Source organism: Bacillus sp. EKM202B, from assembly GCF_011066025.1.
In the GTDB taxonomy this organism is placed as follows: domain Bacteria; phylum Bacillota; class Bacilli; order Bacillales; family Bacillaceae_G; genus Bacillus_A; species Bacillus_A toyonensis.
The window spans coordinates 54,196-74,591 of the sequence record NZ_JAAMNK010000020.1 but is presented as its reverse complement, the minus strand read 5'-3'; the positions used below and the strand labels follow the sequence as shown (position 1 = coordinate 74,591).

The 20,396-nt window shown below is 34.8% G+C and carries 14 protein-coding genes and 1 pseudogene; 5 read left to right on the top strand and 10 right to left on the bottom strand.

Annotated features, from left to right (window positions below):
• Positions 1-11: 11 nt before the first annotated feature.
• Positions 12-1,271, bottom strand: a complete 1,260-nt coding sequence (locus G9F74_RS21085) for a helix-turn-helix transcriptional regulator (RefSeq protein WP_001187940.1) — start codon at positions 1,269-1,271, stop codon at positions 12-14.
• A gap of 199 nt (positions 1,272-1,470) precedes the next feature.
• Here G9F74_RS21085 and G9F74_RS21080 point away from each other — a divergent pair, with 199 nt between their 5' ends.
• The gene (locus G9F74_RS21080; RefSeq protein WP_016107507.1) at positions 1,471-2,934 is read left to right on the top strand and encodes a nicotinate phosphoribosyltransferase; all 1,464 of its coding nucleotides are present in this window, start codon (positions 1,471-1,473) and stop codon (positions 2,932-2,934) included.
• 202 nt (positions 2,935-3,136) lie between these two features.
• On the opposite strand, the gene G9F74_RS21075 is transcribed toward G9F74_RS21080, so the two are convergent.
• The 8 genes and pseudogenes from G9F74_RS21075 to fdhF form a co-directional block, all read right to left on the bottom strand.
• Positions 3,137-5,503, bottom strand: a complete 2,367-nt coding sequence (locus tag G9F74_RS21075) for a heavy metal translocating P-type ATPase (protein WP_016107506.1) — start codon at positions 5,501-5,503, stop codon at positions 3,137-3,139.
• Positions 5,504-5,523: 20 nt separating this feature from the next.
• Positions 5,524-5,901, bottom strand: coding sequence for an ArsR/SmtB family transcription factor (locus tag G9F74_RS21070; protein WP_000829679.1), 378 nt, complete (start codon positions 5,899-5,901; stop codon positions 5,524-5,526).
• A 291-nt stretch (positions 5,902-6,192) separates the two neighbouring features.
• Positions 6,193-6,741, bottom strand: a pseudogene (locus G9F74_RS21065) (class I SAM-dependent methyltransferase).
• Between the two features lie 129 nt (positions 6,742-6,870).
• On the bottom strand, positions 6,871-8,286 hold the full coding sequence (locus G9F74_RS21060) for an amino acid permease (protein WP_001284896.1): 1,416 nt from the start codon (positions 8,284-8,286) through the stop codon (positions 6,871-6,873).
• Between the two features lie 103 nt (positions 8,287-8,389).
• The gene (ald, locus tag G9F74_RS21055) at positions 8,390-9,523 is read right to left on the bottom strand and encodes an alanine dehydrogenase (RefSeq protein ID WP_001219740.1); all 1,134 of its coding nucleotides are present in this window, start codon (positions 9,521-9,523) and stop codon (positions 8,390-8,392) included.
• Between the two features lie 369 nt (positions 9,524-9,892).
• On the bottom strand, positions 9,893-11,764 hold the full coding sequence (locus tag G9F74_RS21050; RefSeq protein WP_016107504.1) for a glycerophosphoryl diester phosphodiesterase membrane domain-containing protein: 1,872 nt from the start codon (positions 11,762-11,764) through the stop codon (positions 9,893-9,895).
• Between the two features lie 159 nt (positions 11,765-11,923).
• On the bottom strand, positions 11,924-12,406 hold the full coding sequence (locus G9F74_RS21045; protein WP_001040512.1) for a helical membrane plugin domain-containing protein: 483 nt from the start codon (positions 12,404-12,406) through the stop codon (positions 11,924-11,926).
• A 12-nt stretch (positions 12,407-12,418) separates the two neighbouring features.
• Positions 12,419-15,355 (bottom strand): formate dehydrogenase subunit alpha, encoded by a 2,937-nt coding sequence (gene fdhF, locus G9F74_RS21040; protein WP_016107503.1) that lies wholly within the window; start codon positions 15,353-15,355, stop codon positions 12,419-12,421.
• Positions 15,356-15,656: 301 nt separating this feature from the next.
• Here fdhF and fdhD point away from each other — a divergent pair, with 301 nt between their 5' ends.
• Both fdhD and G9F74_RS21030 read left to right on the top strand, forming a co-directional pair.
• Positions 15,657-16,463 (top strand): formate dehydrogenase accessory sulfurtransferase FdhD, encoded by an 807-nt coding sequence (fdhD, locus tag G9F74_RS21035; protein WP_000397291.1) that lies wholly within the window; start codon positions 15,657-15,659, stop codon positions 16,461-16,463.
• A 226-nt stretch (positions 16,464-16,689) separates the two neighbouring features.
• On the top strand, positions 16,690-17,196 hold the full coding sequence (locus tag G9F74_RS21030; RefSeq protein WP_000405887.1) for a GNAT family N-acetyltransferase: 507 nt from the start codon (positions 16,690-16,692) through the stop codon (positions 17,194-17,196).
• A gap of 455 nt (positions 17,197-17,651) precedes the next feature.
• Here the strand turns inward: G9F74_RS21030 and G9F74_RS30170 are convergent, their stop codons facing one another.
• Positions 17,652-17,774, bottom strand: coding sequence for a hypothetical protein (locus G9F74_RS30170; protein WP_001068390.1), 123 nt, complete (start codon positions 17,772-17,774; stop codon positions 17,652-17,654).
• Positions 17,775-18,103: 329 nt separating this feature from the next.
• On the opposite strand from G9F74_RS30170, the gene G9F74_RS21025 reads away from it, so the two are divergent.
• Together G9F74_RS21025 and G9F74_RS21020 are read left to right on the top strand one after the other, a co-directional pair.
• Positions 18,104-18,775, top strand: a complete 672-nt coding sequence (locus G9F74_RS21025; protein WP_000238941.1) for a response regulator transcription factor — start codon at positions 18,104-18,106, stop codon at positions 18,773-18,775.
• Positions 18,776-18,839: 64 nt separating this feature from the next.
• Positions 18,840-20,285 (top strand): HAMP domain-containing sensor histidine kinase, encoded by a 1,446-nt coding sequence (locus G9F74_RS21020; RefSeq protein ID WP_000041010.1) that lies wholly within the window; start codon positions 18,840-18,842, stop codon positions 20,283-20,285.
• Positions 20,286-20,396: the final 111 nt, after the last annotated feature.

Sequence of the window (20,396 nt, the reverse complement as noted above, 5' to 3'; positions counted from 1 at the left end):
ATCCCTCCTCTTTATTCTTCTAATAAAGTAATTGCTAATTTATAATAGCGATTACTTTCTTTAAAATCTGAGCATTCTTCTAAGTATTCAGCTAGTTCTAAGTATACTTTCTTTAAATCTTTTATATTTTCCTCTGTTTTAAAGAAAGGAACTACTTCTGTTTCTAGAAATTTTTTATAGAGGTCTCTTTCTTCAAAATATTTATATCTTAAATTTAACAATAAATATAACATCCCTTTGTATCTCTCATCTTTCCTTGCAGCAAGGATACCTTTTTCAATCCATTCAGCCGCTTCCTCAAGTTCTCCTAATTGAATACACTGCAACGAGAGCTCATACATGGCATCAATATAATTCATATCCTCTTCTTTTTTATATTTTAAGCATTCTATATAATACTCTTTCGCCTTGGCATAATTTTTTTGTCGGTAGTACAGATAACCAATATTATTTAAAGCAATAGAAAGAATATTATCTTTATCAGCAAAAGAAGTTGCTTCTCTTATGATATGATTATAGATTTCCATAGCTTCATTATATTGTTTTTTTCTAGTATAACTAAACGCAATTAAAAACTTACAATTAATTATATTTCTAAATTTATATTCGCTTTTAAAACCTTCTAATGCCACATTAGCAAAGTATAATGTCATATGATCTATTTCCATCTGACTATATGTCAATGCTAAATTATAATATATTCCTGTTTCATAATATCCTAACTCTTTCGCCATCGATTCTGTTTTTAACAAATACTCTAACGCTTGCGTATATTTGTACTGCACAGAATATAATAATGCCTTATTATACGTATATAACATCTTCTGAAAAGGCGAGTATTTCTTATACACTTTCTTCAATCCGTCCAATTCTTCTTCAACAGCAGGGAGATCCCGCTTCATCATTAAATAACGTGTATACAGCAGTTTATAATAATTTATAATTTCAAAATCCAAAACATGCTTCATTTCACCTTGCAACTCTTCATATATGCGTTCTACTTGTTGCTTATCCAAATGAACTAGTGCATTCAACCATTCATCCAGCTTCCCCTTCACATCTTCTTCTACATCTCTTAAATCCGTTACAGCAATCTCTAATCTTGCGCAGAGCAATTGTAGAATTTCTTCTGATGCTTCGATCTTTCCATTTTCGATCTTACTTAAGTATGAGACAGAACAAATGCCCTGACATAATTCTTCTTGTGTCATTTTTTGCTGTAGCCGTTTATAAAAGACTTGTTTGCCTATTTTTTCTAATGTTTGTTGCATTGTCCTCCTCCATTCTCATTACCCCCATTACTCTAATAATACATAAAATTTAAAGAAATATAAATTGATAAATGTTAATTTTCTAAAAAATATGCATTATTTCATTTTTTTCTCTCTTGACTTCACATCAATATCTCTTCTTTGCTACGAACGTCGTAAAATTGGTATACTATAACCAAATTACGGAGGTGTTTTCGCAATGAATTATTATAAAGACGATAGTTATGCCTTACATACAGATTTATATCAAATCAACATGGCTTATACATATTGGAAAGATGGTATTCATAATCGCCGTTCTGTTTTTGATTTATATTTTCGAAAGCTTCCATTTGAGAATGGCTACGCTGTTTTTGCTGGTCTTGAAAAAATTGTAGAGTACATAGAAAATTTCAGTTTTACCGAGAGCGATATCGCTTATTTAGCAGAATTACAATTTGAAGAAGAATTCCTTCATTATTTACAAAATATGAAATTCACTGGGGTCATTCGTAGTATGCAAGAAGGTGAAGTTGTATTCAATAACGAGCCTTTATTACGTGTTGATGCACCACTCGGTGAAGCACAAATTATTGAAACTGCCCTTTTAAACATTGTGAATTACCAAACATTAATTGCAACAAAAGCTGCTCGTATGAAGCATGCTGCAAATAACGATGAACTTTTAGAGTTTGGCACAAGACGTGCTCATGAATTTGATGCTGCCCTTTGGGGAACACGTGCTGCCTTTATTGGCGGTTTCTCATCTACAAGCAACGTTCGTGCTGGAAAACGCTTCGGGATACCTGTAGCCGGCACACATGCTCACTCTTTCGTTCAAGCGTATCGCGATGAATATGTCGCGTTTAAAAAATACGCTGAAACTCACAAAAAATGTGTTTTTCTCGTCGATACATATGACACATTAAAATCTGGTGTTCCAAATGCGATTCGTGTTGCAAAAGAATTTGGAGATCGTATTGATTTCTATGGCATTCGTCTTGATAGTGGTGATATGGCTTATTTGTCTAAAAAAGCAAGAATATTACTAGATGAGGCTGGGTTTACAAATACAAAAATTATCGCTTCTAGCGATTTAGATGAATACACAATTATGCACCTTAAATCTCAAGGAGCAAAAATTGATGTATGGGGTGTTGGAACAAAATTAATTACATCCTTTGAGCAACCAGCATTAGGGGCTGTTTACAAACTAGTTGCGATTGAAGATACTGACGGGAAATTAAATGACACGATTAAAATTTCATCTAACCCTGAAAAGATTACAACTCCAGGGCTTAAACGAATTTATCGTATAGTCAACAGGCTTAATAATCATGCTGAAGGCGATTATATTGCGTTAGATTCTGAAGAGCCTGAAAAAGAAGAACGCTTAAAAATGTTCCACCCTGTTCACACATACATAAGTAAATTCGTAACAAACTTTGAAGCACGTGAACTGCATAAAGACATTTTCGTTAACGGTGAAAGAACATACGAACTACCAAGTATATTAGATATTCAAAAGTATAACGAACAGAGTCTCGCTCTATTTTGGGAAGAATACATGCGAACTTTAAACCCCGAAGAGTATCCTGTCGATTTAAGCCAAGAATGCTGGGATCATAAAATGAATTATATTCAAACTGTTCGTGAACAAGTTGAAAAAAACATACAAAAATAAACAGAGAAGTTTCCTCCTTCTCTGTTTTTTCAATACTATATGAATATTTGTAAAAAATATATTAAAATAACAAGGTGAATATTTTTTATTTGCAAAATTTAATATTGCGTTATTAAAAACTAAAATAATATTTGATATTATTTTATTGAGTCACTTTCAACAAAATAACCGATAAAAAAGAGGACGCAATTGCGCCCTCTTTTTATAAATCTTTCACTCGTAGTACACGCATTGCATTTAATACTGCAATTAACGTCACACCCACATCTGAGAAAACAGCTTCCCACATTGTCGCTATACCAAAAGCACCAAGTAATAAAACTAATCCTTTTACACCTAATGCAAATATAATATTTTGCCATACAATACTTCTTGTGCGTTTTGCAATTTTAACAGCTGTTGCAATTTTTGAAGGTTCATCAGTCATTATAACGATATCTGCAGCTTCAATCGCTGCATCCGATCCTAAGCCACCCATAGCAATACCAACGTCCGCTCGTGCTAATACTGGCGTGTCGTTAATACCATCACCAACGAAAGCAACTTTTTCTTTTCCACGCTTAGCCGCATCAATTTTTTCAATCTCTTCTACTTTTTGTTGTGGTAGTAGTTCTGCGTGAACTTCATCTAGACCTAATTCTTTTCCAACAGCTTCACCAACTGCTTTTGCATCCCCAGTTAACATCACTGTCTTCTTGATACCTAGTTCTTTTAACTTTTGAATCGCTTGTTTTGAATCCTCTTTTACCTCATCTGAGATAACAATATAACCTGCGTATTTACCATCTACAGCAACATGAACTAATGTACCTACTGTTTCTGGTTGCTTAAATTCAATATTTTCTTTTCTCATTAGTTTAGCATTACCTGCGAAAATTTCTTTTCCTTGTACTTTTACAACTGTACCATGACCAGAAATTTCACTATAGTCTTCAATAGCATTTTCATCGATTGATTTTCCATATGCATTTCGAATAGATTGTGCAATTGGATGATTTGAATATACTTCTGCAAACGCTGCATACTCTAACAGTTCTTCACTAGTAGTACCTTCACTTGGCTCCATTTTTGTAACTTTAAAGACACCTTTTGTTAATGTACCTGTTTTATCAAAGACGATATATTTCACATCATTCAATGCCTCTAAATAGTTACTTCCTTTTACTAAAATCCCACTTTTGGATGCACCACCGATACCTCCAAAGAATCCAAGAGGAATGGATACGACTAACGCACATGGACAAGAGATAACTAAGAATACTAACGCTCTATAAATCCACTCGGAGAATGTAGCACCTTCTAAAATAAGCGGTGGAATAAACGCCATGATCGCTGCTGTAATAACTACAACAGGAGTATAATAGCGCGCAAATTTCGTAATAAAGTTTTCTGTCGGTGCTTTTTTACTACTTGCATTTTGAACTAAATCTAAAATTTTTGATACAGTAGATTCACCAAATTCTTTTGTAACTTCAATTGTTAATACACCATTTTGGTTTACAAAACCACTTAATACGTCATTACCAACTTCTACTTCACGCGGTACAGATTCACCTGTAAGTGCTGAAGTATCCATCATTGATGTTCCCTCGACTACTTTTCCGTCTAATGGTACTTTCTCACCCGGTTTTACGATAATATAATCGCCGATTTGTACATCTTCCGGTGATACTTGTTTCGTTTCATTTCCAACCTTTACATTCGCATAATCAGGGCGAATATCCATTAATGAAGTAATTGATTTTCGAGAGCGATTTACTGCAATACTTTGGAATAGTTCCCCTACTTGATAAAATAGCATTACCGCAACAGCTTCTGAATATTGTTGAATTGCAAAAGCTCCTACAGTTGCAATTGCCATTAAAAAGTTTTCATCGAATACTTGGCCGCGAGTTATATTTCTTACTGCTCTCCAAACGATATCTCCACCTATTAATAAATATGCAAGGACGAATAACGGAATTGTTATCATTTGTGGTAAATCAGCTAAAGCAGCAATTCCTGTCAAAATTCCACCGACTACTAATCGCCCTATCATCTTTTTCACATTTGCTTCACCATGATCGTGACTATGCCCGTGGTCATGACCGCTCTTTTCTTCACGAACAACTTTCACATCTGGTTCTAACTTTTGAACGACATTTTTTATATCTTCTACAGTCGATTCTAACTCTCTTTTATTCGCAACTTCTACCCGTAATTTCTTTGATACGAAATCAACAGTTGCTTCTGAAACTGTCGGCATTTCCTTAACTTTATTTTCAATCTTCATTGCACAGTTCGCGCAATCTAAACCTTCTAATATAAAAACTTCTTTTGCAGCTTTATTTTTTTGCTCTTCTTGCACTTTAATATGTGGTTCTAACTTTGTAACAAGCTGTTTTGCTTCTGTCACAACTTCATTTTCTTTATTTTGTGCTGTTTCTAAAACCATCGTCTTTGTTGCAAAGTTTACAGAGCAAGAATTTACTCCTTCTATATTCCCAACGCCTTTTTCAATTTTCATTGCACAATTCGCACAATCTAAACCTTCTAACATCAGTTTCTTTTTCACTAATGCTTCTGCCATCGTTCTCCCTCCTCGCGTTTTTATTCTTCCTCGTTTACGTGTTCAAACGCTTGCTCGAAGATATGAATTACGTGCTGATCAGCTAACGAATAATAAACGACCTTTCCTTCTTTACGATTCTTTACAAGTTTCGCTTGCTTTAACACACGTAGCTGATGTGAAATAGACGATTGTGTCATTCCTAATAAATAAGCTAAATCACAAACGCACATTTCAGCTTCAAATAATGCATGTAATATTCTCGTACGCGTACGGTCACCTAATACTTTAAATAGTTCTGCTACTTTACTTAAACTTTCATCAGTCGGAATTGTTTGCTTCACTTGATCCACGACTTCCTCATGAATTACCGTTTGAGAACAAGTTTCCTGCGGTGTTTCTACTTTATTTTCAGCCATTATAGCTCACCTCTTTAATTGAACATATGAACAACTGTTCATATATCTTATACTTTTATTATATGAGCGCCTACTCATATGTGTCAATAAAATCCGAAAGATTTTTTTGACAATTCCATTCATATTTCAACATATACATATCAATATTCTCCACACCTATCATACTCTTCATACAAAAAGGATACACGAAAACTATCGTGCATCCTTCTCTTATTTCCCCTACATTAGCTACCCGTAAAAGCCCGATTGTTGAAGGCTAATAATCAACAGGAGATGAAGAACCCCCACTGATTAAAGTTTCACTGCATCCACAATTAACGAAGCAAATTCTAATGTACCATCTTGATTTCTATGATCAAAACGTTTCGAGCGATAAATAAAACCATCTTTCTCATTCCAATCATTATAATGAAACTTACCATTCTCATCACATTATTCTAAAATCCTAACTTGAAAACCTGCCGATTCAAACATGGACGTGATTGTTTTATAGTTATGAACGATTTTATGACTTGCTGCTGGATGATCTAATGGCCCTGGTCCACCTACTTGTACACCTTGCTGATATTCTTCATCTGGGAAAAATGCATCTGGCACTGCACAACGAATATATCCACCCTCCGTTAAAAACTCATAACAAATTTTTGCAGCTTCGATTCCTTCTTCGTACGATAAATGCTCCCATACATGTTCCGCTAAAATTGCTGATAAAGAATTAGGTTGAAATTTATCAAGCCAAGTTTCTCTTCGCAATAAATTTAATTCTTCTTCATTCGTATGTAACCAACCAGGGTTATTATTATACTCCTCTGCTCCAACAACCACTTTCGTTTCTAGCATTCCTCTTCCTCCCCTTTTTTCATATTCCGACATAAAAATTCGACAATTTAACATTTATTTCCTTCCTTATCCAAAAGAAAAAGCCTTGTGCGCTCCCTAGACGCACAAGGCTTACTATTTTATATCCCTTTAATTAGCTTGATCTAAATTATCCTGCGAACTTCCATCGTCTTTTAAATGACTATGTTTTTTCGAATAAACAAAGTATACAACTACTCCAATTGCTAACCAAATACCGAAGTATATCCATGTTGTTAATGGTAAATTTACCATTAAGAATAGACAACATGCAATTGAAATAATCGGTAAGATCGGTACAAGTGGTACCATAAATCCACGTTGTAATTTCGGATGCGTTTTACGAAGAATGATAACAGTTACACCAACCATGGCGAATGTTAATAACGCTCCAATATTCGCTAAATTCGACAATTCTTTTAAATCGATAAATCCAGCAATTAAAGCACTACCAATTCCTGTTAACCAAACTGAAAATGTTGGCGCTTCAGTCTTCTTGTTAATTTTCGCAAAAGATTTTGGTAATAAACCGTCACGGCTCATTGCGAAGAATACACGTGTTGTCGCATAAATGTAAGCGAAAATTACAGCCATAATACCGATTACAGCTCCAATAGCAATTACACCAGCCACTTTATCTTGTCCTACAACTTCTAACACATATGCCATAGCTTCAGGTACATCTAATTCCTTATAAGAAACCATACCTGTCATAACGAGACAAACTACAACATAAATGATTGTACAAATAACTAACGAGGCAATAATACCAATTGGTAGATCACGTTGCGGATTTTTTACTTCTTCAGCAGAAGTTGCTAATGCATCAAATCCTAAGAAAGCAAAGAATACTGCTGCTCCCCCTGCGAACACTCCACTTAAACCGTAAGGTGCAAATGGTATCCAGTTTTCTGGTTTCACGTAGAATACACCAACTGCAATGAATAAAACAACAATACCAATTTTAATTAATACCATTATGTTATTCACACGCTTACTTTCTTTTGTACCTCGTGATAATAACCAAGTTATCACTAAGGTAACGATAACTGCCGGTAAGTTTACCATACCACCTTGCGCTGGAATCGTTAGCAATGCTTTTGGGATTTCAAGTCCCAATCCACTCACTAAATTATTGAAATAACCCGTCCATCCGCCAGCTACTGCGGCAGTCGTTACGACATATACGGATAACAATGTCCATCCCATTAAATGAGCAACAAACTCACCAATTGTTGCATACGAATATGTGTACACACTACCTGAAACAGGGAGTGTAGATGCAACTTCCGCATAACATAAAGCTGCAAATCCACAAACAATTGCTGCAATCATAAATGAAAAAATAACTGCTGGACCAGCATCTCTTGCTGCTACTAATCCAGTTAATACTAGAACTCCTGTACCAATTATCGCACCAATTCCTAGCATTGTTAGGTCGAATGCCCCTAGCGTTTTCGTTAAAGTTTTACTTTTACTTTCCCCTAACAATTGCGTAACGGATTTCTTTTTAAATAGGTTGGCCACGATGAATGCCCCCTTTTGCCAAGAAGAGCTAAGAGGTATTATCTCTTAGCTCTTATCATGTTGTTTTATATATTGTTCGATTTTGTTTTGTATAATGCTTCTATTAGCAAGATACTGTTTCTGCTTCTAATAATTCTTTAGCACCTTTGTACTCTACACCGTGAGCTTCTGCAACAGCTTCAAATGTTACATAGCCATCTAATGTGTTAATACCTTTTAATAATGCAGTGTTGCCTAGGCAAGCAGCTTTGTAGCCTTTGTTAGCAATTTGTACTGCATATGGTACTGTTACGTTTGTTAATGCAAGAGTTGATGTACGTGGAACCGCACCTGGCATGTTTGCAACTGCATAATGAACAACACCGTGTTTTTCGTAAGTTGGGTTATCATGAGTTGTAATACGGTCAGTTGTTTCGAAAATACCACCTTGGTCAATCGCGATATCTACAACAACAGAACCCGGTTCCATTGATTTAATCATTTCTTCTGTTACAAGTTTTGGCGCTTTTGCACCTGGGATTAATACTGCACCAATTACAAGATCAGACTCTTTTACAGCTTCTGCAATATTGTAAGGATTAGACATTAAAGTTTTTACTTGGTTTCCGAAAATGTCATCTAATTGACGAAGACGTTCTGCACTTAAGTCGATGATTGTTACATCCGCACCTAGTCCAACTGCAATTTTAGCAGCATTTGTACCAGCTTGTCCACCACCGATAATTGTTACTTTACCACGTTTAACCCCTGGAACACCTGCAAGTAAGATACCTTTACCGCCTTTGTTTTTCTCAAGGAACTGTGCACCAATTTGTGCAGCCATACGACCAGCTACTTCACTCATAGGTGCAAGTAATGGTAATGAACGGTTTTCTAATTGTACTGTTTCGTACGCAATAGCTACTACTTTCTTCTCGATTAAAGCTTTTGTTAATTCTGGTTCTGGAGCTAAGTGTAAGTATGTGAATAAGATTAAACCTTCACTGAAGTGTTTGTATTCGCTTTCAATTGGTTCCTTAACTTTCATAACCATTTCCATGTTCCAAGCTTCTTCAGCTGTATCAACAATTTTTGCTCCCGCTTCAACATACTGAGCATCTGTGAAACCAGATCCTAAACCTGCACCCTTTTGAATAAATACTTCGTGATTGTTACGAATTAAATGTACAACACCAGCTGGTGTCATTGCCACACGGTTTTCGTTGTTTTTAATTTCTGCTGGTACCCCAATACGCATAATGAAATGCCCCCTTATAATTAACAGAAAAAAGAAAGTCTTTTTTCTTTTTGTAATAATTAATAACTTATGTCCTTATTCTAGCATAACTTAAAAGTTATGAAAACGCTAACATATCATTTTTCTAAAGTTTATATATTTAGAATAGTGTAAATATATAAAACATTGATTCTATTAGGAAGTTCGTTCTATTTCATTATCTATTACTCTATTTTTATTATATCCCTTCAAAATAAGCAGTAATCATTTATTATTTGACAATAATATAACAATGTAAAAACTCCAAATGAAGACGTATACATATACAGTTATTACTTTACACAATACTTTAGAAATATATTCTTTTTACAAAAAAACAGCTGCTGGCATTTAGCCAGCAGCTGGATAACTTATAAATAACTTTGAAAACAAATCATCTGTTGTTTCAGTAATTTTATCAAACAGATCACTTTCTTCCGCTTCTTGCTCTTTTAACTCCTTAATTGTTTCACGTGCATCTTCAGGATAATCGGTAATGATACCATCTATGTTTAACTTATAATATGCCTTTAAACTCTCCATATCATTTACTGTCCATACGTAAATTGGCTTATTTAACTTCCTTGCTTCTTTTACTAATTTCTTATTTAACATGTATTCTTCTGCTACATAAAAGTCGGCTTTTACATTCTTTAAGTTAGCTCTACTTGCATACAGTATATATCCTACTTTTATATCTGAATTTGCACGCTTAAACTCTTTAATGAGTGGATAGTGTAACGTTTGAATTACACATTGCTTCTCAAATTCATTATCTTTAATCGCTTTTAATACTTTATTTACAAAGTCTTTTTCGCCCCCATGAAGCTTCACTTCAATATTGAGTTTGATTTTCCCCTTTGCAAGCTTAATGATTTCATCAAGTGTACTTATTTGTCCTGAAAATCCATCTTGACTAAGAGTAAGCTGTCTTAATTCATCCATCGTTAAATCTGACACATGCACATTGGCATTTGCAAGACGTTTTAACTTCAAGTCATGTATAACCGCTAGCTCACCGTCTTTCGTTTGTAATACATCTATTTCAGCGTAGTCTGCTTTTGCATCAATAGCACCTTGCACAGCTTCTTTCGTATTTTCTACCCCTTTTGATATATATCCGCGGTGCGCCATAATAATCGGTTCTTTATACGAATTTGAAATAAACGTTACAATGAAGGCAACGACCATTCCGGCCGTAATAATCCCTACAATATATACACTAATAAATTTCCAGCGATGTTTTTGAAAGAAACATTTATCCGCTTTCGTTTTCGAATAATCTAATCCTTCTTCTAATAAAACATCTTCAACCGGAACCTTTTGTAAGTACAATCTTGTTATAGCCATAATATAAAATGGTGTAACGATAAAGCTAAATAAATACAATGTACTTGTTAGGAATACAGAAATCGTTGATTCAGCTAATAAAGCAAATGTCCCTTCTGGGTTTGTAAATTCATACACACCCCATAGACACAATAAATATATTCCAAAAAACACAATATAAACAATTCCTATTGAAATAAAAAACCCTACTAAAAAGAATAGTACTTTAAAAAAGCTTTCTTTTACTAAAGCTGCACTTTTACGCGCTGCTGTGCGAAACTGCTTTTGTTCTAAAACAACAATAGGTAGAACGAAAATCCAGCGAAGGTTCAAATACGCAACTACGGCAAAGAACGTGTAATAGCCTACTTGTCCCATCGTCGTTTTAAACAGTTCTCCTGTAATAAAGTTAGGAATTTGGATTTGCGGAATTAATGCCGTTTCATATCCCATATTTAAAAGAGGTAACAATACGACAGCATATAAAATAAATCCCGGTAAGCAATATGTGAAAAGCGTAGGTAAGTACGTTACTGTTTTATATAAAATCGGACGTAATTTCACCTTTTGTCTTTTATGAGCGAAATACGAAATAATAATAAGCACCGCAAATTCCGTAAAGATAAGAAACAGTGCTAACAATGATAAAATTACGATTGCCAAAATGCCGTATGGTGTTTTCAAAAATGCTAATAATTCATCATTTGTCGCATTTGCGTAACCACCAAAATACAATAATTTATTAAAAATGATCCCAAACAGTGGAACAAATACAATCGCTGCTAACAATTTATAAGCAAGTTGAAAGGTTAATACATTCCAAAAAGCAAATTTTACTGTTTGAAAGGAATGGCTCATTACTCCTGGTATAGATAGTCTTTTACGGTGTTGCATATATTCCTCCACATTCTAAAACGATATTTGAGATGGATTCCACATTTCCATTTCTAATCCATCTTTTTAATAATAATAATATATTCCGCTTAACATGAACACTCTTATACATATAATGAAAAAAGTGATGGCTACTTCCCATCACTTTTTTCATCTACTCTATTTTTTCTCTAATCCTTGCCCAAATGCTTTCAAAAAGCTAAAACCGAATGTGATTGCTCTATTGATATCTGGATCTTTTAATACTTTAAAGAAATCCATCACTTTTGTTTTTTTACCACTATTTAATTCATCTGTTGCAAATTGCAATCCAGTAACTAAGCTCGATGTGATTTGTTTTGTTACCTCTGGGTCAACTGAAGATAAAGCCTCTCCTGCCCCCATCATATTGTTCAGTGCATTTTTCACTGGTTCACGATTTAATTGCTCAACAGCAATTTTCGAAACATCTTCTTTCGCAGCAAGTAAACTAATCGCCGCATCTAAAATACCAGCTTTCTGTAATTGCGCTAGTAATTGCATCGTTTCCTCAACTGCTTCACGGTTATTCGCTAATTCCGTGAACAGTTCCTCTGCTAATTGCTGTTTCTTCTCTTCTTCTGTTACAACTTTCTTTTTAATTAACGTAATTTCTTTTGCCACTATCTCCGCCCCCTAGTCCACCAGTGATACGTATTGTTTTCTTTGCCATTTTTGCTGAATTTCAACACCATTTTGTGGATGGCGTTTTTTATCTCGCGGGTTTGAAGATGGTAATGGACGATTTCCTTTTTCACGTAATACGCGCAGTTTCACCATCGTTTGTTTATACGCTGGTGTACACGTATAAATATCTGTCGCTGTTCCTGTTAAAATATTAATAGCCTCTTCATTTACTGTTGCATGCATTGGTAAATATAACTCATTTCCCGTTACACGGTCTGTAACAAGTGCTTGTACTTTAATCTTACCAAACGGCGATGCTAATTCTACAAGACCACCATCTTTCACATTACGCTCTTTAGCAAGTTCAGGTGAAATTTCAACGAATACTTCAGATACTTTAGATAAAATACCAGCCGACTTATTCGTCATATTCCCTTCATGGAAATGCTCTAGCATACGACCATTATTTAATAGTAAATCATACTCATCCGGCGCCACAACTGGTGGTACCCATTCATCTAATGATAAACGAGCAAGTTTATCTGGGAAGTTAAATCCATCTACATATAATAGCGGTGTATCGCTACCATCATGGCTACCCCAACATAAACTATTCCATCCTTCTAAACGATCATATGTTGCCTGAGAATATAACGGTGCAAGCGATGCTATTTCATCCATAATCTCACTTGGGTTTTCATAATTCCAATCTCCGCCTAGTGCACGAGCTACTTTTTGTAAAATCCACCAGTCTGGTTTTGAATCACCAAGCGGCTTCAATACTTCATATAATCTTTGAATACGACGTTCTGTATTCGTAAACGTCCCTTCTTTTTCTAAGCTCGGTGCTGCCGGTAAAATAACATCAGCAAAACGAGCTGTTTTTGATAAGAACATATCTTGAACAACAAGGAAATCTAAATTCGCTAAAATATGTTGCACATGGTTCGCATTTGAATCTACTAAAGCCATTTCTTCACCCATAACATACATACCGCGCAGTTTTCCTTCTTCCGCCGCAAGTAACATTGCAATATTATTTAATCCTGGCTCTTTCGGAATCGTCGTACCGTACGCTTTTTCAAATTTAGCACGGAGCGTATCATCAGATACCGCTTGATAACCTGGAAGCCAATTCGGTAAGGTCGCCATATCACAAGCGCCTTGTACGTTATTATGTCCTCTTAATGGGTATGCACCTGCACCAGGACGACGGTAGTTACCCGTAACAAGTAATAAATTTGAAATTGCAGCTGAAGTTGTACTACCACCTGTATTTTGAGTTACACCCATTCCCCAAAGTACACAAGTACCGTCTGCTTCATATACCATACGAGCCATTTCTTTCAGGTTCTCTTTAGAAATCCCCGTAATTTCTTCTGTGTAATCAAGCGAATACTTTTCTAACATTTTGCTATATTCATCAAAGTTCTTTACATTTTCAGCTAAGAACTTTTTATCATGCCAATCTTGATCGATAATATATTTCGTAATACCAGCAAGCCATACATAATCAGTTCCTTGACTCGGATGAACAAATATATCCGCACGCTCAGCCATTTCATGTTTACGAAGGTCTGCTACAATTAATTTTTGTTCGTGTAATTTATGAGCACGTTTCACACGCGTCGCAAGTACAGGATGTCCCTCTGTCGGATTCGCACCAACGATAATAACAAGACCTGCTTCAGCGATATCTTTCACTGTTCCAGCATCCCCGCCCATACCGACAGTTTTAAATAAGCCGTCTGTTGCTGGAGATTGACAATAACGGGAACAGTTATCTACATTATTTGTTCCATATATTTGACGAGCTAGTTTTTGCATAAGATAATTCTCTTCATTCGTTACTTTCGAAGAAGAAATAAACCCAAATGCATCGCTGCCGTATTCTGATTTAATATGCTGCATGTTAGATGCAACAACTTCAAGAGCCTCTTCCCAAGAAGCTTCAACAAACATATCTCCTTGGCGAATTAATGGCTTTGTAATGCGATCTTCACTATTTACAAAGTCCCATCCAAATTTGCCTTTTACACATGTAGAGATACCATTAACCGGTGCATCTGAAACAGGTTGTACTTTTAAAATGTGACGGTCTTTCGTCCACACTTCAAACGAGCAACCTACACCGCAAAATGTACAAACTGTTTTCGTTTTTTTAACCTTCGTCTTGCGCATCGCAGATTCCACTTCTGAAACTGCTAAAATACTGCTATATCCTGGCTCTACATCTTTTACAAAATCAATCATCGGATCTAACACATCTGGTTTTAATCCTGTCATAAACCCAGCTTCACCTAGCATTGTTTTTTCCATTAACGCATTACATGGACAAACTGTTACACATTGCCCACAACTCACACAAGACGAGTCATTTATACTTACACCATTGTCCCAAATAACACGCGGGCGGTCTAAATTCCAATCAATCGATATAGTTTCATTGACTTGTAGGTTTTGACATACTTCTACACACTGTCCACAAGCAATACATTGATTGGGATCATACCGGTAAAACGGATGTGACATGTCCACTTCACACGCACTTACTTTCGGTTCATACGGGTATTTCTGTTCTTCAATTTCCATCATATGCACTGTATTATGCACTTTACAGTTACCATTATTGTTATCACAAACAGTACAATACAATAAATGGTTCTCTAATATTCGATCCATCGCCTCAGTCTGCGCCTCTTTTGCGCGCTGCGACTGTCTTTCAATATGCATACCGTTCTCTATTTGCGTTGAACAAGCACGCATTAACTTCCCATCTACTTCTACAATACATGTATCACAAGTTTGAATTGGATCTACTTCTGGTACATGACAAATTTGAGGATGTTCCAAGTTACTCTCGTTAAATAATTGTAGTATCGTCTTTTCACCTGATGCAGCAAATTCTTTACCATCAACGGTTACACGGACTGTCTGTTCTGCCATAGTTTCCCCACTCCTTACAACCAACTGTACAACACGTTTATGAATCCGTTTTCAAAAAACAAGTTACTGTACATATTTTTGAAACGCTCTGCTGAAATCCTTTTCTTATGAAGTCGATTCTTGATGTTATAAGGTATAACTACGAAAGCTTGAAAATGTCACTATTCTACAGTTCTATTATATCGTACATATACAATAATAACCAAAATAATCTGTGATTTCCCTGCTAATAGGTGTTTTTATTTTTTCAATGTTTTATGATAAATGTGGGAGAAAAATACATATAAAAGGGGAATTTAATATGGAGTTTACGCAAGAGACATATACGATTGTACGCTATCAATCTGGCTCATTTTCAAAACAAGTTGATGAGATTGTTACAGAATCTCCTATTACTATTAAATTAAATGGTGAAGAATACGTAACAGTTGTATGCACACCAAATTACATTGAAGATATGGTAGTTGGTTTTTTAATTTCTGAAGGAATTATTTCTTCCTATAAAGATGTTGAAGAAATATGGGTTCAAAAAGAGAACGGAATTGTCCATGTAAAATCATCAAAAGTGAATCCACTCTATCAAACTTTATATAATAAACGATACATCACTTCTTGCTGCGGAAAAGGTAGACAAGGTTTTATTTTCGTAAACGACGCCGCAAAAGCAAAAGATTTACATGATATACATGTAAAAATTACTCCTGAAGAATGCTTTTACTTAATGAATGCCTTACAACAATCTTCCACTACATTTCGCCAAACCGGCGGTGTTCACAATACTGCGCTATGTGATCGAAACAATATCCTTATATCAAGAATGGATATCGGAAGACATAACGCATTAGATAAAATATACGGCTATTGTTTACGTAATGATATATCTGTTAAAGGAAAAATTATCGCATTTAGCGGACGTATTTCATCTGAAATTTTACTCAAAGTTTCAAAAATCGGCTGTGAAATTGTTCTATCCAAATCCGCTCCAACAAAACTAGCCTTGCAACTTGCTCATGACTTAGGCATTACAGTCGTAGGATTTATTAGAAATGACTCTTGTAATATTTACACACATCCAAAACGAATTGATGGCTATCAATTGAATGTTTAAAAAATAACTCCTCGATCGAGGAGTTATTTTAGTTATAAAAATGTAATATATTAAATACTTGAATAGTTAATAAAGTTAATATATAATTTCATTACACAATTAAATCAAAACATTGTAGCATATATCTTTTCATTCTTTTACAAATTAAAAGAGACTGCTAAAAAACGCATACTCAATCTTATAAAAGTAATGGATTTATTTGAAATCCACCAAGGAGGTTACAACTATGGAAATTCGCTTATTAACAACAGAGGACGCAGAAATATATTTAAAAGTTTGTATGGAAGGTTTAACGAAGAACCCGGAAGCTTTTAGCTCTTCTTATGAAGATGTTCTTAAACATGAAAATCCTGTAGCTGCTATGGCAAAAAGATTAAGCAATCCCGATAAGTATACTCTAGGTGTCTTCAACGATAACGATTTGATTGGTATTGCTACTTTAGAAACAAAACCATTCATTAAACAAGAACATAAAGCAAAAATCGGCTCCGTTTTTGTTTCCCCAAAAGCACGTGGCCTTGGGGCAGGACGAGCTCTAATTAAAGCAATTATTGAAAATGCCGATAAATTACATGTAGAACAACTTATGCTCGATGTTGTAGTTGGTAACGATGCCGCAAAAAAACTATATGAGTCATTAGGTTTCCAAACTTACGGCGTGCAAGAACGTTCATTAAAGCACAACGGTCAATATTGGGACGAAGAACATATGGTTTTATTCTTAAATGATTAATACTTCAATATAAAGTGAAACTTTAATTGGTGGGGGTGTCTATCCCCACTGATTATTAATCCACAAATAGCGGGATAGTTTTCCCAAAGCATCTTCTTATTAAGAAAGATGCTTTTTTCATTACAACAATGTAATCTTCATGTCACCTTTATCGATCGTACCAATCCTTTCCATTCATTATACTAAAAATATAAAATGAACGAACAGCATTCAATTGATATGTAGAGGAGAATGTGACATGAAACAAAAAAAACGAGCTATCTTTTTAATATGTGCTACAGCAATGGTAACTTCTGGATTAGCAATTTTACCTTGGTTTATTATATAAAAATATGCCTCTTGATAAAGTAGAACTTTAATCCAGGAAGTCATTCCCCCACTAGTTATTACTCCACACCAATCGGATAAAATAAAAAAAGCTGATTGCTTGTTAACAAGTAATCAGCTTTTATATATTATAAAATCCCCAAAATTTTATTTACGCAACTTATAATAATAATCATAGATACGGCAACACACATTACAACCGTATTACGATCTTGCTTTTCTTTTTTTGAAATTTCTTCTTTTGGATTCATGTGTATTATCTCCTTTTAAAAAAAGTGTGAGATAGGAAATTTTTCTTATCCGATGCGAGGTGAATACGAAAACCCTCTCTATCTCACATACACAATAGAATGGAATTGTCATTTTATAAATAAAATGACATGACGTTATGTCGCAACATAGGGTATTTGTGTCGCTACGTTTTCTATTATAAATAATAGTTGTGCAAAACTAGTGCATTTTTTATGTCAATTGCCCTGAGCGAAAAAATCAGCCATCCATTCAATCACATAAAAAGAGTTTTTTATTATTTTCATGTAAACTATACAAGTAGAATGAATAGTTTGGGGTGCACAAGATTATGGTAAAAATTTTATTAGTAGACGATGAAGAACGTATGTTACGATTGCTAGATCTTTTCTTAAGCCCTCGCGGCTATTTTTGTATGAAAGCTAAATCTGGCCTTGAAGCGCTGGAATTAATCGAGCAAAAAAAATTCGATATTATTTTATTAGATGTTATGATGCCAAATATGGACGGATGGGATACTTGCTATCAAATCCGTCAAATTTCCAACGTTCCAATCATTATGCTAACAGCTCGTAATCAAAATTACGATATGGTTAAAGGCCTTACTATGGGAGCAGACGACTATATCACAAAACCATTTGATGAGCATGTATTAGTCGCACGAATTGAAGCTATATTACGCCGGACAAAGAAAGATGGCTTTGTTAGCTTCAATGGTATTGAGTGGGATAAAACGAAACATACTGTCACAGTGTATGACGAAAAAATCTCACTAACTCCTATCGAATTTTCATTACTTGGACTGTTTTTACAAAATACAAACCGTGCTTACAGCCGAGATGATTTAATCGAAAAAATTTGGGGCTATGAAACAGACATCGAATATAGAACGATTGATTCGCATATTCGCAATATCCGTGATAAATTACGTAAAAAAGGATTTCCAGTCGAGGATTATTTAGAAACCGTTTATAAAGTCGGATATAAATGGAAAAGTGAATAATTATTTAGGTCAGTGGAAATATCATACCACTGACCCTTTATTATGAATAAGGTATGGTGGGAAAATGAGTAAACTTTCACTTAAAATTGGGACATACTTTTTAATATTAGCTTTATGTATTGAAACAATTGCTTTCGTATCCTTTTACAAAAGTATTTCAAAAATGCGGATTACAGAAGAAACAGGTGCTCTATTAGAAAAAGGCAATCGGTATCGTGACAAAATTGTAAACCGCGCAAAATGGAATGAATATTCTAAACAAAAACCAAACACCGAACGACCTAAACGCCCTTGGTATCAAGAGTTCACTATCGAGCATGCAGCTGAAGAATTAATTGGCTCAGAATTAATTGCTAACACCGATACCACTATCATTATAACTGACAAGAACGGCAAAATTATTTCCACCTCAGAACCCGTAACAAAGGAAATGCAAAAACAACTTATTTGCAAAACGAAAAATATCCCCCAAAACGGGGTGATCGTAGAAAAAAACTGGAAAAAATCGAAATTCATCTCTACAGTAAGCCCACTTGAAATAACTGGATTTCAAGGTAACTTACATATGTTATTAAAGACATCTTTTTTAGAAAATATGTTAATTAAACTCATGGACCAATTTCTTATCATCAGTATTTTAACAATTATTTTAACAACGATTTCTGTTTTTGTTTTTTCTCGAGTTATTACAGAGCCGCTTATAAAAATGAAAAGAGCGACCGAAAAAATTTCAAAATTAAATAAGCCAATTCAATTAGGAATTAAACGAAATGATGAACTTGGAAGTTTAGCAAAAACGATTGAAGATTTATCGAGTGAACTTACGTATATGAAAAAAGAACGAAATGAATTCCTCGCTAGTGTTGCTCACGAATTATTAACTCCATTAACCTATATGAAAGGTTATGCAAAGGTAGCAAAGAGAGACTCTTTAACGAAAGAAGAACGCGAAGAATATTTACAAATCATTGAGGACGAAACGGATAGTGTAACCGATCTCGTACAAGATTTATTTATGCTTGTACAATTAGAACAACACCAATTTGTTATTAAAAAACAAACGATGCTTCTTCAACCATTTTTAGAAAGAATGGTTGAAAAAACAAAAACAACATTAACGAACAAACAAATGCAACTTCATGTATATTGTAAAAACGATTTAGAAGTTTGCATAGACGAAAGACGCATGGAACAAGTTATGTTAAATTTATTGCATAATGCTTATCAGCATTCACCAGAAAACACTACTATAACAATACGTGTACTAACGGAAGCAGATTATTTTACAATCAGTGTACAAGATGAAGGTGAAGGTATTCCAGAAGAAGATATCCCGCATATTTTCGATCGCTTTTACCGTGTTGATAAATCCAGAACGAGGGCTACTGGAGGAAAAGGTATCGGACTGGCTGTTGCAAAGGAAATTGTAGAATTGCATAACGGTTCCATTCTAGTAACAAGCCAATTAGGAGTGGGAACAAACTTTATAATCGAGATTCCTTTTGAATAAGATGCGTGTGAAAACACCAGTAGTAGTAAACACTACTGGTGTTATTTTGTTCATAAAATCTGCCCTTAGAAGCTAAGCTTTTGAAATTATTCTTATTTCAATATAAAATAA

What these genes read in the sequence shown, in the direction of transcription:
- G9F74_RS21075 (WP_016107506.1), bottom strand. Translation starts at nt 5,503, where the DNA reads ATGGCAGAAGCATTAGTGAAAAAGAAACTGATGTTAGAAGGTTTAGAT.
- G9F74_RS21020 (WP_000041010.1), top strand. Translation starts at nt 18,840, where the DNA reads ATGAGTAAACTTTCACTTAAAATTGGGACATACTTTTTAATATTAGCT.
- G9F74_RS30170 (WP_001068390.1), bottom strand. Translation starts at nt 17,774, where the DNA reads ATGAATCCAAAAGAAGAAATTTCAAAAAAAGAAAAGCAAGATCGTAAT.
- G9F74_RS21070 (WP_000829679.1), bottom strand. Translation starts at nt 5,901, where the DNA reads ATGGCTGAAAATAAAGTAGAAACACCGCAGGAAACTTGTTCTCAAACG.
- G9F74_RS21080 (WP_016107507.1), top strand. Translation starts at nt 1,471, where the DNA reads ATGAATTATTATAAAGACGATAGTTATGCCTTACATACAGATTTATAT.
- G9F74_RS21030 (WP_000405887.1), top strand. Translation starts at nt 16,690, where the DNA reads ATGGAAATTCGCTTATTAACAACAGAGGACGCAGAAATATATTTAAAA.
- G9F74_RS21025 (WP_000238941.1), top strand. Translation starts at nt 18,104, where the DNA reads ATGGTAAAAATTTTATTAGTAGACGATGAAGAACGTATGTTACGATTG.
- ald (WP_001219740.1), bottom strand. Translation starts at nt 9,523, where the DNA reads ATGCGTATTGGGGTACCAGCAGAAATTAAAAACAACGAAAACCGTGTG.
- fdhD (WP_000397291.1), top strand. Translation starts at nt 15,657, where the DNA reads ATGGAGTTTACGCAAGAGACATATACGATTGTACGCTATCAATCTGGC.
- fdhF (WP_016107503.1), bottom strand. Translation starts at nt 15,355, where the DNA reads ATGGCAGAACAGACAGTCCGTGTAACCGTTGATGGTAAAGAATTTGCT.
- G9F74_RS21085 (WP_001187940.1), bottom strand. Translation starts at nt 1,271, where the DNA reads ATGCAACAAACATTAGAAAAAATAGGCAAACAAGTCTTTTATAAACGG.
- G9F74_RS21050 (WP_016107504.1), bottom strand. Translation starts at nt 11,764, where the DNA reads ATGCAACACCGTAAAAGACTATCTATACCAGGAGTAATGAGCCATTCC.